Origin of the sequence: Indolivaga alginatilytica, from assembly GCF_003201355.1 — a bacterium.
GTDB classification, from domain to species: domain Bacteria; phylum Bacteroidota; class Bacteroidia; order Bacteroidales; family Dysgonomonadaceae; genus Dysgonomonas_A; species Dysgonomonas_A alginatilytica.
Genome location: NZ_QICL01000001.1, coordinates 597,294 through 613,176 on the forward strand (window position 1 = coordinate 597,294; position 15,883 = coordinate 613,176).

Annotated in this window: 17 protein-coding genes and 1 pseudogene; 7 read left to right on the top strand and 11 right to left on the bottom strand. The window is 35.8% G+C overall.

The genetic code is table 11. The features are described from left to right. Nucleotides 1-176 precede the first annotated feature (176 nt). From CLV62_RS02655 to CLV62_RS02665, 3 genes are read left to right on the top strand one after another with little or no spacing between them, the layout of a single operon-like run. The gene (locus tag CLV62_RS02655) at nucleotides 177-614 is read left to right on the top strand and encodes a hypothetical protein (RefSeq protein WP_110309224.1); all 438 of its coding nucleotides are present in this window, start codon (nucleotides 177-179) and stop codon (nucleotides 612-614) included. A 16-nt stretch (nucleotides 615-630) separates the two neighbouring features. After that, nucleotides 631-954 carry a hypothetical protein gene (locus CLV62_RS02660; RefSeq protein ID WP_110309225.1) on the top strand — a complete coding sequence of 108 codons (324 nt, stop codon included), beginning with the start codon at nucleotides 631-633 and terminating at the stop codon, nucleotides 952-954. A gap of 6 nt (nucleotides 955-960) precedes the next feature. Beyond that, nucleotides 961-1,794: a hypothetical protein gene (locus CLV62_RS02665; RefSeq protein ID WP_146212683.1), complete on the top strand. Its 834-nt coding sequence runs from the start codon at nucleotides 961-963 to the stop codon at nucleotides 1,792-1,794. Between the two features lie 59 nt (nucleotides 1,795-1,853). Here CLV62_RS02665 and CLV62_RS02670 read toward each other — a convergent pair whose 3' ends face one another. The 8 genes from CLV62_RS02670 to cobT form a co-directional block, all read right to left on the bottom strand. Beyond that, a complete protein-coding gene (locus CLV62_RS02670) occupies nucleotides 1,854-2,792 on the bottom strand; it encodes a hypothetical protein (protein ID WP_146212684.1) in 939 nt (312 codons plus the stop codon). A gap of 189 nt (nucleotides 2,793-2,981) precedes the next feature. Beyond that, nucleotides 2,982-3,851 carry a cation diffusion facilitator family transporter gene (locus CLV62_RS02675; protein WP_110309228.1) on the bottom strand — a complete coding sequence of 290 codons (870 nt, stop codon included), beginning with the start codon at nucleotides 3,849-3,851 and terminating at the stop codon, nucleotides 2,982-2,984. Nucleotides 3,852-3,989: 138 nt separating this feature from the next. Beyond that, nucleotides 3,990-4,628, bottom strand: coding sequence for a pyocin knob domain-containing protein (locus CLV62_RS02680; protein WP_110309229.1), 639 nt, complete (start codon nucleotides 4,626-4,628; stop codon nucleotides 3,990-3,992). 5 nt (nucleotides 4,629-4,633) lie between these two features. Continuing rightward, nucleotides 4,634-5,323, bottom strand: a complete 690-nt coding sequence (locus CLV62_RS02685; RefSeq protein WP_110309230.1) for a TMF family protein — start codon at nucleotides 5,321-5,323, stop codon at nucleotides 4,634-4,636. 74 nt (nucleotides 5,324-5,397) lie between these two features. Further along, on the bottom strand, nucleotides 5,398-5,967 hold the full coding sequence (locus CLV62_RS02690; protein WP_110309231.1) for a rhomboid family intramembrane serine protease: 570 nt from the start codon (nucleotides 5,965-5,967) through the stop codon (nucleotides 5,398-5,400). A 22-nt stretch (nucleotides 5,968-5,989) separates the two neighbouring features. After that, a complete protein-coding gene (cobC, locus tag CLV62_RS02695) occupies nucleotides 5,990-6,520 on the bottom strand; it encodes an alpha-ribazole phosphatase (protein WP_110309232.1) in 531 nt (176 codons plus the stop codon). Between the two features lie 103 nt (nucleotides 6,521-6,623). Then, the gene (gene cobS, locus CLV62_RS02700) at nucleotides 6,624-7,370 is read right to left on the bottom strand and encodes an adenosylcobinamide-GDP ribazoletransferase (protein ID WP_110309233.1); all 747 of its coding nucleotides are present in this window, start codon (nucleotides 7,368-7,370) and stop codon (nucleotides 6,624-6,626) included. A 175-nt stretch (nucleotides 7,371-7,545) separates the two neighbouring features. Next, entirely contained in the window at nucleotides 7,546-8,589 is a 1,044-nt protein-coding gene (gene cobT, locus CLV62_RS02705; RefSeq protein ID WP_110309234.1) for a nicotinate-nucleotide--dimethylbenzimidazole phosphoribosyltransferase, read from the bottom strand. Nucleotides 8,590-8,898: 309 nt separating this feature from the next. Here cobT and CLV62_RS21645 point away from each other — a divergent pair, with 309 nt between their 5' ends. The 4 genes from CLV62_RS21645 (at nucleotide 8,899) to CLV62_RS02715 (ending at nucleotide 12,653) form a co-directional block, all read left to right on the top strand. After that, nucleotides 8,899-9,069: a hypothetical protein gene (locus tag CLV62_RS21645; protein ID WP_170119999.1), complete on the top strand. Its 171-nt coding sequence runs from the start codon at nucleotides 8,899-8,901 to the stop codon at nucleotides 9,067-9,069. 163 nt (nucleotides 9,070-9,232) lie between these two features. Further along, entirely contained in the window at nucleotides 9,233-9,406 is a 174-nt protein-coding gene (locus CLV62_RS21650) for a hypothetical protein (RefSeq protein WP_170120000.1), read from the top strand. A gap of 676 nt (nucleotides 9,407-10,082) precedes the next feature. Next, a complete protein-coding gene (locus CLV62_RS02710; RefSeq protein ID WP_110309235.1) occupies nucleotides 10,083-11,279 on the top strand; it encodes an MFS transporter in 1,197 nt (398 codons plus the stop codon). Between the two features lie 114 nt (nucleotides 11,280-11,393). Then, the gene (locus tag CLV62_RS02715; RefSeq protein ID WP_170120001.1) at nucleotides 11,394-12,653 is read left to right on the top strand and encodes a Hint domain-containing protein; all 1,260 of its coding nucleotides are present in this window, start codon (nucleotides 11,394-11,396) and stop codon (nucleotides 12,651-12,653) included. Nucleotides 12,654-12,758: 105 nt separating this feature from the next. On the opposite strand, the gene CLV62_RS02720 is transcribed toward CLV62_RS02715, so the two are convergent. From CLV62_RS02720 to CLV62_RS02730, 3 genes and pseudogenes are all read right to left on the bottom strand, one after another. Next, nucleotides 12,759-13,679 carry a PfkB family carbohydrate kinase gene (locus CLV62_RS02720; RefSeq protein WP_110309237.1) on the bottom strand — a complete coding sequence of 307 codons (921 nt, stop codon included), beginning with the start codon at nucleotides 13,677-13,679 and terminating at the stop codon, nucleotides 12,759-12,761. 85 nt (nucleotides 13,680-13,764) lie between these two features. Beyond that, nucleotides 13,765-15,015: an FISUMP domain-containing protein gene (locus CLV62_RS02725; protein WP_110309238.1), complete on the bottom strand. Its 1,251-nt coding sequence runs from the start codon at nucleotides 15,013-15,015 to the stop codon at nucleotides 13,765-13,767. A 523-nt stretch (nucleotides 15,016-15,538) separates the two neighbouring features. After that, nucleotides 15,539-15,883: pseudogene (locus CLV62_RS02730) on the bottom strand (transposase); the annotation flags it as partial.

Sequence of the window (15,883 nt, forward strand, 5' to 3'; positions counted from 1 at the left end):
AACTGATATACAAACAATTAATAAAACCAAAAAAGTAACACTCAGTAGTCACCTTTGTCACCTTAATTGTTTACTTTTTGTAGCCAGTGTCACTTTTTTGTAGAAGTTTTCAACTACTGATCCGCATTATTTATATATTTTAGCATCCGATAAATTTATGACTAACAACATAACCAATGAATAGGCGTCTCATAATCTTACTTTGTATCTTTAGCAATCTTTTACTGGGAAACGGTATAATATACTGGTGGGCTTCGTCTTCTGCTTCCATAAACTGGGATTTGATGATAGGAATGTCTCTATCTTGTGTCTTATGTTATCTGTTTATCTTTAAATATATTAATTTCAAAAGTTGGAATATAATTAAACTAATGTTCTTTTCAATCTTTACTTGTGTTGTTATTGAATTAATAGGTTGCTCCTTTGCCTCGGTTGTTACCGGACTAAAGAAGGAAGAATCCGATTATTTTTTTGACACCTTGAAAGGATTGGGTATTGGATTCTTTCTTGGAATAATGGGTAATATACTTATGTTCCCGATAACAATAACGATGGGAGTTCTAAATTTATTCTGGTTTCGAAAGTTTCAAAAATCCTTAGCTTTAGAATATTAATGAATACGCAAATTCTATGAAAAAAATAATTGCCTTTTCTTTCCTGATCTGCCTCCTTACAAGCTGTGCAGCAATAATGGGAACTGCCAAAACCGAAGATATCCGTCTGGGAATGAGTAAAGAGGAAGTTCGCACACTTCTAAAATCGGCTTATGGAACAGCCAAAACGGCAAGTGCCCGACAATTACAGGATGGTGCATTAGAAGAATCTATTGAGTTAACCGAAGGTTACAATAAATACACCTTTATATTTATAGATGGCTATTTAACTGAATGGTATACAATAGATGTTCGTACCATCATCCCTCCTGCACCCATCATTCATAATGAACCAAATTAGTACATTTTGAATATTTACATCAAGTATTTATCTCTGCTACTATTAGTAGGTCTGGCATCATTAAACTCATGCTCAACCTACTATGGGTCAACCATGAATACTAAAGACCCATATACTATAAAGAATGAGTATGGCGAATTTCTTATAGAGGGAGATAGTTTGGATGTTATTTACAATTTCTACGGAGAAAATGCCCCCATAGAAGTAAGCATAGTCAATAAAATGTCTAAGCCTCTGTATATAAACTGGCGAAAGTCGGGGATAATGATAGACGATATCCCTTCCCCCTATCAAGACCCCGGTATACACCAACTTGATGATCAGACTATCGTAAACTTCAGTACATTTCTAGACGACCCCGATGGTTTGGGCTATGTAAAGCCTTATTCGAGATTAAACAAACAGATTCTGGAACTTACCAATTTTAATTTCGACAAAATACCCGACTCCCTTTTTCTAAAATGGAATACGGAGGCCGATAGCCGGGGAGACAATAAAAAATACAATACAATTAGATATATTGAGTCCAATTCGCCCATATATTTGAGAACATTCCTTACCATATACGAAGATTCGATGGAAGCAGGTGAAGCTTTTTTCTATGAAAACGATTTCTATATGTCGGAATTAATCAAAGGAAGGGGATCTCTTAATAAAATTGAAGCATACAGGAATTGGCGTGGCGACTTCTTTTTTGTGAAGCCTCAGAAAGAGAAAAAGCCCAAGCCTGAAAAGAAAGCTCCTTCTATTCTCGAAAAGGTAGCTCATGTTACAGAACAGATTCTACTGTGGGCAGTTGAAGGCAGTAGCGGACACGAGATTAATCAGCAATCTGAATAAAAAAAAATGAGCACATTCTCATGTACTCATTTTTCTATACTATTTATTCTTCAATATACTTATTGACTGATGAAAGTATTGTATGCTTCTACAACACCTTTGTAACTACTCATTGCTGACGAATATAAGCTATTTAGACGACCTGATTGTGGATTTGTTTCCAGTTCAAGATTCAGAGCATCCATTGCTTTTAGAGCCTCTTCGCTTTTTCCGTAAAAATTCTGAAATACTTCTTTGTAATAGATATCGTTTAATTTCTTCACATCCTTAGTTGAAATGTCTTTATTCAAAGCTACTGATTTTGAAACTGCTGATATTCCTGCTTTTACCTGAGCATTATCTACTGTTTCTTGATTAAACAGCTCGAAAATAGCTTCCAATCCGTTCAGATCAGATTTCATAGGGATTATAAATTCAGCAATTTTACTTTTTTGAAGCAATATAAGTTCAGCATCATTACCTGCTTTCGAAGCTAATCTAGAAGCTTCAGACCAGCCATTATATCCTTTTTGGAAATAAAAGGTCAGACTATCCTGCATAGCCGGATATTTTGCAAATTCAGTATCGGTGAGGTATTCCTTCTCAGAGAAATATCCACTGATAGCTGCCGCCCATTTAACTGCATTGGCGACATTCTTATCAGCCAGAGTAATTGCATTGGCAATCTCTTTCTTTTCGGCAAACTCGGGGGCACCTTTGTAAGCTGCTGCATACTCTTTTTGATCGCCAAAACAAGCTTCGAAATTCTTGTAATTCACAAAGAAAGGTTGAATATTAGGATTTCTTTTCAGCTTAGAAAGATTACTTTCGGCTGTTGACAGCATCGACTTATAGTTGTCGGCACTAGTTCTGTTTTTATTGCTCAGTTCGATAACACTATTACACAGTCTTATTATATTGGATGCATCCAACTCTGCTTTTGTGTAGTTTTTTTGTTGTGACATTGCTGTTAGTGACATCAGCAACATCGCTGCTAGGAATGTTAGTTTAAATCTCATTTTTTTAATATTATATTTAGTGTATTAAAGGTCAAAAGACCCGTTTCTTTTTATTGCATTCTCTGCAATTTTAAATGAATTCGAAAATTTATTAAGGTCTCAAACCTTTTTATTGCTTTGGCTGGGCATAACAACCAGAGATAGTTATGCTGATAAATCATCGCATTAAATAGTTAGAATTACTTAGTATTACCAGGATGGTTCTACATGAATCAGCACATCAGCTATTTCAGGCATTTTTTCTTTCAAACTATTTTTTAAGTTGTGAGCAATATCATGCCCTTCTTTTACAGTAATATTTTTATCTACAATTATATGTAAATCAACATAAAAAGTCATGCCTGTTTTTCTTACATGGCATTTTTCTGTATCTTGAACACCTTCTATGGTTTTAGCAAAATCGCAAACATCATTAACCATATCGGGATATATATCCTTATCCATAATTTCACCTAAGGCAGGTTTCAGAATTTTATAGCTATTATACAAAATAATGAATGATGCCAGCAACGCAGCCCAATCGTCGGCCGCTTCATACCCTTTACCCATCACTAAAGCAATGGAAATACCGATAAAGGCAGCAACCGAGGTTATAGCATCGCTGCGATGATGCCATGCGTCAGCTACCAAGGAGGTACTTTTGGTTAATCGAGCTTTTCTTATTACTAATTGATACGAGATTTCTTTCCAAATAATAATTCCACCCAAAACAATCAAAGTAAAAGACTTGGGAGGCTCATGCGGCTCACTTATATTCTGAATACTTTCGTAAGCAATAATAGTTGCCGATATGATAAGAAAACCCACAACACCGAATGTTACCAAAGGCTCTATACGCCCATGCCCGTAAGGATGTTTCTCATCAGCGGGTTTGTTGGAGTATTTGATACCACAGAGTACAGCTATTGACGAAAAGATGTCGGCTGTAGATTCTATTGCATCTGCAATAAGTGCATAGGAGTTTCCGAAATATCCGGCTAACCACTTTATTATAGCCAAACTTGTATTGCCTATTATACTGAAATAGGAAGCTTTTATTGCTGTCTGTTCTTTACTCATCAGTAGAGTTGGGATATAAAATATTGATGCCGCAAAGGTACGTTTTATTGGCGAAAATCATAATTTCTGAAAGGTTAATAGACAAAAAGCGCTTACCTTTTAGAGATAAGCGCTATATATTATAAAAAAACAGGAGACCTATTTTACAGACACAATGCTTTTTAAAGTCTCTATTTCTTTACTCTGTTCTTCTATTTTTTTGTCTTGATTAATTATATACAAAGTTAACTCTTCTATTTTTTGAAGAAGTTTAATTTGAAATTCATTCATATTAAGTCCGTTTTCCTGCATATGCTTTTCTGATGGAATTTCGGGTAGATGCTTATTCTCGTTTATAAAAGCTTCTAATTCAGATAGAGGTTTTAGCTCGTAATTATTATAGAATACATGGTCGGCTCCGGTATTAATAGTAACTTCGATTTCCTCAACTTTCAGTTTCCCAGCTATCGCTTGATCTCCTTTACTCGTTATGACTTTTGCCCAAACGCCGGAACTGCTAATGTTAGTACTGCGAATGTACATTTGAGGATTACCTAAGCCATAATTAACAGCAAAAGCTAGTTGTCCTTTGTAACGAGGATCATCGTGTGAAATACTTACTCCCCAATAATATGCATTTTTCGAATCCGGACTATTAGCTGTATTTATTGTTGAGGATTGATAGAATCCTGAATTTATAATAGAATTCCAATCTGTTGTATAACCTGTATTTAATGTTTGAGATTGTGCTATCAGTGCTACAATTATTAATGCTGCTAAAATAATATACTTCTTCATTATGATTAATTAATTAATTTCTTTTCCAATTCATTAATACGCCTATTTTGCTCATTTATAGTCTTATCTTGTTCAATTACATACAAAGTGAGTTCCTCTATTTTTTGAAGCAATTTTGCCTGCATCTCACCGATATTGATACCCTCTTCTTTCACTTGCTTTTTGGAAGGAATATCCGGTAAATGGTTGTGCTCATTGATATGATTTTCAACCTCCTGAAGTGTAGGTAATTTATAATCTTTATCGAATACAAAGTCCGACCATCCGTTGAGGTCTACCTCTATATTTTGCGCATGGATAGTTCCTTTGACGTCTAGCAGTTTCTGAGGATTACTTGTTCCAATTCCGACATTGCCTTCTTGATTAATAGCCAATCGAAGTCGTCCGACTGTAAAAAACTTAATTCCGGCAAATGAACTTTGCCATAATGTCGGTCCCCATGGATTCCATGAATCCATTGTCCATCGAAAAGAATAATATCCCACCGATTTATTATCATAAGTAAAGGTATCCGACACACCTAAAGCTATTTGCCCGGCATTTGGTAAGAACAAATTACCTCTGGCATTAATATCGCCATTCACATCTAATTTTGCCACAGGATTGCTAATGCCTATACCGATATTCTTATCAATAGTAACATTATTACCACTAGTTGTCCACTGTGCAAAAGAAGAGGCGGTTACCCAAAACAAAGTGTAATAAAAAGAATGTGCTTTTTCATAGAATTATATATTTACTTGAGGCTGCAAATATATAAAATATTGGGTTACCTTGGTCGCTGTAATGTTTTTCGGAATAAGAATGCCCATAGTAATCCACTTAAAGCTCCTGCTAAATGCCCTTCCCATGAAACATGGCTTTCGGTTGGGAATATTCCCCAAACTAAACCAGAGTAAAAAACGAGAACCAGAATAGAAACCAGTATCAGTTTCCAATTTTTACTAAGTATACCTCCAAAGACTAGAAAAGATGCCAGTCCATAGATAATACCACTAGCTCCTATATGTGAGGCATAGCGCCCGATAAGCCATGTTATAATACCGGTAGTTATCCAGATCATGAACAGATAAAGTGAAGCTTTCTTCTCATAAAAGATGAAAAGCAAACAGCTCAGGAAAAAGAACGGCAGAGTATTTGCTATCAAATGCTCAAAATTACCATGAATTAAAGGTGCTGTAATAATACCCAATAGCCCGTCTACCGAACGAGGCAAAATACCTAAACCAGCAAGAGTACTACCAGTCAGATATTTGATAACTTGAATCACCCAAAAGATAGCTACAAATGCAAAAGAGTATTCGACAGCCTTTTTAATTTTTCCCGATTTATTATTCATGACATCAAAATGTTATAAAGTGTTATATATTAAGACATACTATTTCGCCGTAAGCGGGCACTGTATCGAATGCATTTTCGAGGGTAGAATCTCCTGTATAGACTTTTACACAATTGATAACACCTCCGTGAGTAAATATGGCTACATTCTTGTAATCTTCCTTTTTTATTTCATCCAAAAGAGAGGCTACTCTATCGTATAACATCTTGAATGACTCTCCTCCCGTGGTGGGTTGATGTATCCAATTCTCATACCAGCTTTCGATATTCTCATCATCAATATGATCCCAGTTCATCATCTCCCATTCTCCGAAATACATCTCTTTAAGACGATCTATCCATTGCACATCCTCCTGAAATCCGCAGTACCGTGCCAATTTACGGCAACGGCTTAACGGGCTTGAATAAACGGCATCAAACTCAATGCCTTTCAGCTTTTGTTTTACAACCTCTGCTTCCTCTTCAAAAGTCGATTTTAAGGGCACATTAGATTGTCCGTAACATGTGCCTTGTGGTACATCTACTGAGGTATGTCGTATCAAATATAGTTTCATATTTCTCTTTTTAAGGCTTTACACCTTTTTATTCATTTTAGCAACTACGACAAATATAGTCTGCTATGATTCTAAAGTATATTACTTCATACTTTCATTTATTTCAATAGTTATATACAGCCACAATTCCCAGATAGAACGAAAGTTCGCACATTAGAAATAACGCTCCACAGCAATCGCCTGTATATCCCTGTATCTTTTTATTCATTAACGATGTCAGCAACAAAAAGACCAGAATCGGGAGAATAACAGCCAGCCAATACTCCTTGGGCAGCAAACCGAAAATTGGTACTAATCCAAACAATGCAGAGAGGATAAATGTTCGCAAAACCATCGTTTTATAAACCATTTTGGCTTTACTCGTTTCTTCGTTGCGAGCGTAAGGCAAACGCAATGTTATAAATGAACCTATAAACTTACAGAGGGGATCTCCTGCCAAAACTACCAAGCATGCAATATGTAGAGGCAGCGAGGTGAGCAAGAGAAACAGAAGCAAGAAATAAAAGATAAGGCTAACCACTCCGTACGTCCCGATATGAGAATCTTTCATTATAGCAAGAATCCTCTCCTTAGAAGTTCCACCGCCAAAGCCATCAAAAAAGTCAGCAAGACCATCTTCATGTAAAGCTCCCGTTATAAGCAAACGGCTCAATATAGCTAACACAACAGCTATGTGGATAGGGAATACAAAGGAAGCACCCCACAACACTAAAGCCATTACTGCACCTGTAAGCCAGCCAACCACCGACCAATAATTAATAACCTGTTTGAAATATTCATTAGGCACATTAAAAATCCGCCAAAACGGTAAGCGGGTAAAAAAGATCAGCGCAGCTCCAATGTTATTCATACAATGAGGTATTTCTTATTAGGTCAAGATTTTATCTACTATTCTAAATAAGCATAATTGATAACTATTACTGAAAAACACAGTAACAAATGATTCAGCTAATTTAGTCATTTTACATGATTCTGCATATTAAAAACCTCATTTTGGTTCCGATCTCGAGGCTTAACAAATTCATTTAATCGAAGTATTTAGTGACTTCAATTGCCTTAAAAGAATTCATTTCATTAATCATTCTCACTGCCGAATCTATAATGGGGTAAGCGCATAAAGCACCTGTACCCTCTCCTAGCCTCAAATCGAGATGAAGTATAGGTTTCACGTTCAAGAAATCCAGTAATGTTTTATGCCCTGCTTCATCTCCTTGGTGTCCGAATATTGCGTAATGCAAAACATCCCGATTGATTCGGGCAGCAGCCAGTATACACGAAGTCATTATAAAGCCATCTACCAGAATAATCATACCCAATTCGGCAGCCTTAAGCATACCACCAACAGTCATCACCATTTCGTAACCTCCAAAGTGGCGCATCACATCGGCGGTTGTTCCATCGCCCTGATAATTATCCGTAGCTTGTCTAAGAACTTTATATTTATGTTCCAAGATTTTCCCTGCATGGTCTGAGCCTGCCCCAACACAATCGCGAAGAAGAATGCCCGTAAATGTATTCATCCAAATAGCCGACGATGAGGTATTGGTTATTCCCATTTCGCCAAAGCAAATAACATTAGAACCTTCGTCATAAGATTGCTGTACAACTTCGGCTCCTACCTCGATAGCCTGATCAAATTCGTCCATCAACATCGCAGGCTGATATAAGTAACTGCAGGTCGCTTTACGAATCTTCCGATGTATGATGCGATCGTCTGTAAGATCGAAATCATAGTTCACACCACCATCCACAACTTTCAGACCGAAACCATGCTGACGTGCTAAGAAGTTAACACCTGCTCCTCCTTCGAGAAAGTTAAAGACCATTTGCCTGGTTACTTCCTGAGGCGATGGGCTTACACCTTCTTCTGCAATTCCATGATCGGCAGCAAATACTATATGAACGGGCTTCGTCAGTGATGGACTTGTGGTTTGCTGAATCCATCCGATTTGTAGTGCTAATTCTTCGAGAGTTCCCAAAGAACCTTTCGGTTTGGTCAGATTATCTATTTTTTCTTGAATTTGAGGTATAATTCCTTCGTCAGGCTTTCTTATATTAAATTGGAGCATAAGTTATATTGATCAATATTAATTTAAAGTCTCAGATTTATGTAATGTTTCAATAAGTATAAAAGCACAGCATCTCATAAGTTGAAAGTATTTAATGATGGGCTTTTGCCTCTTTATTTTTCCAAGAACAAAGGTATTATTTTAGTCTAAAAGCAGAAGCCAAACTCTCTGAAATTATGAATCAAAAACGACAATAAAACCTGAAATATATACCACTATAATTAAATAAGCACATAAGAATTATACTTAATTAGAACATTAGCAATTATAAGCTATTTTGAAATTAAAAAGACTAAGAATGAATGAATTATGAAATCAGACAAAGTTGAGGAAGAAATTAATAGAGAACTGGCTCTGGAAATAGCATCTGATACTATACAAAGAAACGATTTTCATCTTAAAATGGCAAATAATAGGGTCAAAAAAGCTATTAAAAATCTAAAAAAGCAGCAAATAAAGCACACTAGCACAGAATATTGAATATCAACATATTACAAACTAATATTACATATACCTCTACCATATAAATAAAAGAACTACTTAATAATAGCCTCCATCTACCAGCAACATTGCATACTTACATAGTAAAATCAGACAAAATTATAACACATTGATAATATGATAGTTACCAAACAATAAAATAATGAGGGTATTTATCATTGAGAATATATCAATAGTATTACCTTTCCAAGAATTACCCGATGGAAAACATATCGCGAAGATTCCCCATGTGCAGAAAAAGACAAATTTATCGCCACCAATTATTTACGATAACTATCTAAGTATGTTTATCCTACTTATAAAAATAGGAGAATGAAAAATTAGAAACTTGAGACATAAAAATAAGGTTTGCATTTATAAAAGCTACTTATTTTAATCCCTCTGAGATTTCAATATTTGAAATCTCACGCTCAATTACCCGAAAATATAGAATTTTAAAGAGCGTAAAAGGATACAATAGCCGTATAAATTACAATCTTTAATCCCACATTTCGCACATACTCATCATCTGTTTCCTGTAAAAAGACAGTTTTTCAAGGGTAAATTCAGGAACAAAGAATAGAGGAAAATGAAGCGATTTAATATACTATTATATATTACTAATCAATATACGCGAATATATTATATTATAGATTTATATACACATATAATTACAATAGATAAGACACATATAATCAACTAAGTAAACAACAAACCAATAATAAGAATAGGGAAGTACATTTATAAAATAAAAGAATAAACATACATCACAAACTTAAAAAGCAAGGAGTATAATGGAAAAAAAACAAAGCAAATAGACATACTGATATAGATATACAAAATACTATAACAACAAATATAATCACCTAATTAATAGAATATTACACTCAAAACAAGAAAACGAATAAAAACTATAAAGGATGTAGACTTTAGGAGGTATTTAATTACATGGATAACATAGTTCATTAATAGGACAAGTTTAGTATTTTTGTGCAATTTTAAAATCAAGAGAAATGTCGAATACAATACAAGAGCGTTCCTTAGAAAAAATAAGATTAGGAGTGCTTACTTTCTTCTTATGCCAAGGGCTGTGTTTTGCCAGCTGGGCTGGTCGTATACCGGATATCAAAGATGCTCTGCAAGTGAGCGATACTTTCATCTGGGGGCTTATTCTGTTTATGATACCCGTAGGTAAGTTTTTAGCCATACCATTGGCAGGATATACTGTTTCTAAATTTGGCAGCCGTATAATGGTACAAATAAGCATATTAGGATATGCACTCTCTTTATTTTTGATTGGTATAAGCTCTGACGTTTATGTATTAGGTACATGCCTATTTTTATTCGGTATATTTTGGAATCTCACCGACATATCTTTAAATACTCAAGCGATAGGAATCGAGAAGATATTTGGTAAAACCATCATGGGCTCTTTTCATGGCGCTTGGAGTTTGGCTGCCTGCGTAGGAGCAGTAATTGGATTTGCCATGATAAACTTTCAAATACCTCATGCATATCATTTCACAGGAATACTTGCATTGATTGTACTTTCTTGGTTATTCAATAAGTCTGCATTACAAACTGATGTAAAAACGGCTCCCGTTGCTGAAGTAAAAAATACGGAAGAGATGGTTCAAAAAAAGAAATCAAGAATGCCCGAATTGGTACTTATCCAACTAGGTCTTATCGGACTATTTGCTCTGATTGTAGAAAGTGCCATGTTTGATTGGGGTGGTGTGTATTTCGAATCAATTGTAAAAGCACCTAAATCTCTTCAGATAGGGTTCCTTGTATTCATGATCATGATGACTACGGGACGTTTCCTTACCAACAAAGCATATCAGCTTTTTGGCAAACAACGCACGATACAAATAGCAGGTGCACTTATATTTATAGGTATGTTTATATCGGCATTATTCCCAAGTATAATATTGTGTTCGCTAGGCTTTATGTTTGTGGGACTGGGTATCTCGTGTATGGTTCCAACTATATACAGTGTAGTGGGCGAAAAATCGAAAATGCCTACTAGTATTGCTTTGACAATTCTTTCAACAATCAGCTTTATAGGCTCACTAATAGCTCCATTGCTTATTGGTTCTATATCGCATACCCTAAACATGAAATACGCTTATATCGTAGTCGGCTTACTTGGATTGATAATAGTGGCACTTACCACTTTCACCAATGCAATGAAAGACGAAAAGAAATAAACCTGTAGAAAAATCCTACTTTACCTTAAAACTGAGGAGCGGATTAACAAGATGCTCCTCTTTTTTTTACAGAGAAAAACACAACCTAAATTAATACTTCATAAAAAAAACAGCATGAAAACAAAAAATTGGATGGTATGCATTTTATTCGTTATAATGCAAATGAATGCATTAGGGCAAAATATTCCTGTCATAGAAACTAGAATAACCTCCCCTTACAGTTTTACAGACACTGAATTAAAATTAGATGAGGAACTTGAGTCTTTACTAAAAAAATATCCAGCTTTATATAGTGATAATGACAGTTATAAAAATCAGATTCCGGCTAAGGATAGAGAACGGTTTGAATATATAATCAATAAGAAGGGTGAAAATTTTGAGAGTATGGTCTGGTCAACTGATCCTATGGGCTGCAGTTGGTATTGCGGAGCATACCACTTCGAAACGGTTTCATCTTCTTTATCCAGTACAAGTAGCAGTGGCTATGATGCAAGTTCTATCTTTGATTTTGATGTACGCACCGCATGGGTAGAAGGAGCGAAAGGCTATGGTATAGGAGAGTACGTAGAAGTGCATTTCCCGATAAATTATGCCCAAGCTACCGATTGTTATATTGTAAACGGATATAATAAGGATGAGCGTATATGGAAGAATAATTCGAGAGTAAAAACCATGAATCTTTATGTGGATGAAAAGCTTATTGGCATCGTTAATTTAAAAGATACAAGAGATGAACAAAGCTTTTCTTTACCTGATACAATCCCCAATCTTTCAGACACTACAGCTTTCAAGATAATGGAGGTTGAAGGAGAGAAATATAAAGTATCCACTCTCAAATTTCTTTTAACAGATGTATACAGAGGAGATAAATACGATGACACAGCTATCAGTGAATTATTTTTCAACGGAATAGGTGTGCATTGCATAGTAGAAGGAGCAAATGTAAGTATGGTTGATGGGCTAACTAAAAATATAGAAAATATTAAACCCGGCGATTCATTATTAACTTATAATCTGAAAGAGAATAAGTATTCTAAGAAGAAAGTAAAGTTAATTCATAGTGTATATCACGACACACTTTACACTCTTGGGCTATCAAACGGAGAGTCAATAACAGTTACTGACGATCATCCTTTTTTGTCTTCAATGGGCTGGGTTTCTATCGCTCCATCTAAAACGAAAAAATATAAGAGATATGCCAATCAGCAAGTCTATGAATTAAAAATAGGTACTCAATTATTAGCTAAAGACTTTTCTTCTGAGACAGTCAATAATATATCACAAATTACAAACAGAAGGAAAACATATACTCTTGAATTTGAAGAAGATGGGCTTGCTTTTGTTGTTAATGGTGTATTAGTCGGTCAGGAATAGAGAATCAGATTATATCAGATATAAACTAATAACGAACAAATGTTCTATAACAAAAGGATTGTCTTTCTAGAAGACAATCCTTTTATATGTTATCATATTTTTTAATTAAAATACCAAACTAGCCAATACTTCGTCATTGGGTAATTTAGCAACTCTGGTACCCATTATCTTTTGTACATCTGCGACAGTACCCGTAAAAGGACCAAATGCTTCAATCTTGATAGTTGCTACTGCTGCTGCAAATTTAGCTGACTCTTCCATGCTAGCACCCTTAGCTCGCTTGTAGAGGTATCCAGCCATGTAAGTATCGCCACAACCAGTTGCATCTACTACTTCTGTTGCCTCGTATGCAGGCACCATTATAAAATCTTTGCCATCGTACAATACCGATCCCATACTACCCAAAGTAAGTAATACTTCTTTTACTCCCCAGCTGTATAACATGCGTCCTGCTTCGTAAACATCGGTTGTACCTGTAAGTACTTTCATTTCCATCTCATTGGCTTTAAGCACATCAACATACTTCAATACATCGAGCTTATCAGTCCAATCAACAGCATGAACTTCTGTGCCACGTACTTCGCGCAAGTATCCTTGACAGTCGATAGAGATACGTCCTCTTTTAGATAGTTCTTTTACAAAATCGTTCGAAAAATCATCAGCCATCAATGCTCCTACATGAAAATATTTGGCATGAATATCGCCCATAACATCTATAACAAAAGGGTCTCCTTTTGCTAAAACACGTTGTGTACGGTTATCTTGATTTTCACCATATATGTTTTCGAAGTAGTGACTATTGTCGCATATCATAACATCAACAGTTAAACCTTTGGCACGCAAAGCTTCTACTGCTCTCATTTCAGATTCGGCAAGTCCTGCTACCAGTATATAATTAGAATCAAGGTTGCTTACTGCATTCGAAAAATAAAAGGAAGCTCCTCCCGACATATAAACCGTTTCCTTGGGCGTAACTATTTTATCTAACGTAAGATGCCCTATACAACAAATATCGTAATTAGTCATTATTAAAAATTGATTATTTCTAAAACAAGCCCCAAAGATACATTAATCTAGTAAAAAGCGAGATTAATTACTGTTCTTTTAGTTATCAATAGGCATTTTTCTTACATCTCACCGCCCACATATAGGCACGATTGGTGTTGCCTCTAATAACACTAACGCTAGTAGGGCTTACCCCCCGATAAACAGAAACATAAGTAGTCGCATTTTGACTACCGGAACTACTTGTCCAAAAATAACCGCGAGTACCAAAATTTAAAAGACTCGCACCATGTGCACCTCCCAGAAGAAGGGCATTAAAACCTCCTTTTGCCGAAGAGTTTGACGTACCATTGGTCTCGGTAGATGATCCCACGGGAGGACATATACTTTTCATAGCAGTACCATGACCGGAAGTAGAACTAGAACCCCGATAGACATTCATATAAACAGTTCTGGTAGACTCTCCCCCCCAGTCAGCAACCCACGAGGTCGGAATGAAGTTTGGCGTAGACGAAGCACTATATGAGGCTGCACTATTATAAATCTCTTGTTCCAACTGATTCCACTCACGATCGCTCGGAAGATGCCAACCGTCAGGACACACACCCTGAACATATTTGTTTGGCGCTACACCAAGGGGACCTGTCATCTCGACTTCGAACTTCTCAACTGTTGAACCAATCACTTGCTGATCAATAGCTATACTGGGATTACCTTTAGCAGCGGCAAACCAGCTATATATCAAGCCTTGATTTGTACTCCAGTTCAGAGGTACTGCACCCCAGTTACCGGGTGTACCATTAGGATAAGCATAGGCTACAAGATCATTATCTACACCACTGGTATGAAGAGGAATAGCACCTCCACCCATGCCGGAAGCATAATTCTTTGCCGCGAGATTTTCAGTCATCCAAACGCCCGCACTCCCAAACCTGCGTGCTTTAAAAGAATTACCATCCTGATCTATATAAATTTCAACATCCGGCGATAATTGTTCCTGCCCCAAATGTTGCCACTGCGAACCATCCCAAACATTCAGACCCATCGGTACAGGTCCGCATGAATTAGTATTATAAACCATCAAACCCACATGAGTTATTTTGAGAGTAGAATAATCTCCTTCCGTACCGGAAAGCATAGGATAAAGATCTTTCAAGCTGCTCAGTGCTACACGGGGCATCATAAATCCTCTGGTAGAAGTTGCCAGATTACCAGATTCGATATTCTTTTCTTTTATTTCGAGCAAAGCTCCCGACACCGCCGGTAAATGCGAACCGATAGTTACTTGTGAGTACAAACTAGAGCTCAAAACAAATAAACCTAGAAATGAAAGCTTAGCTAAATAATTTATATTCATATCTTATTGATAAGTTATTGCTGACTAAACACCCTTATGGAAAACTTAAAATAAGGGATGATGGAAAAAATATAATAGAAATTCTCTAAATATAAATCTTGTACATATTACAGCCCCTTCTATACAACATTACTAACATTAAAACTTACAAAAGGTTTCAAAGAATGAGCCTCTTTTGAAGTAATATATTCTGAAGTGATATATACAATGAGCTATATTAATTAATCGTTGTTGTTCACAAAGGTAATTATAGAATCTAAAACCAAAGCTATTCTAACAGCCCAATTCTTATTAAAACAGAAGTATCAGTTCATTCCACAAATAACCTACACTACAAGAACTTACCAACAGTCTAATATTTCGACCCACCAGAAGTGAGAATAATTAAATTGTAAAAATCAAGTTTACAAGAAATAAATTGCGTACAACAGACGCAATGTGAATTTAATAAATAATATATTTAAGCAAGATTCGTAAATTGATATTCTTATTTTTCTTATTATTTATTAATGCGAATCAGTATTTAAAAAATTAGATAAATAAATGCGATTGCAATTTTACCCATCGTATGTACTAGTAGTCCGGATGTTGATCTGACTTTCTGCGCTCTTTGAATTTTTGTTTTTTCATTCAACCAGTTGAAGAATGATTCTATGGGTTGTCTGACTTTGGAAACAGCAGTAGAAAACAAGTCATTAAAGGCTCTGCTTCGTTGTTTTTCTTGATCGGATTGTCCTTTGATTCCTTTAATCGGGGTAAGCATTGCAATATTTTGACTTCGTATCTTCGTTTCATCAAAGTATTCAAAATCAGAATATATCTTGTCTCCGAAGATGGTTCGATTAAAGATATTATCACCCCAATTTAA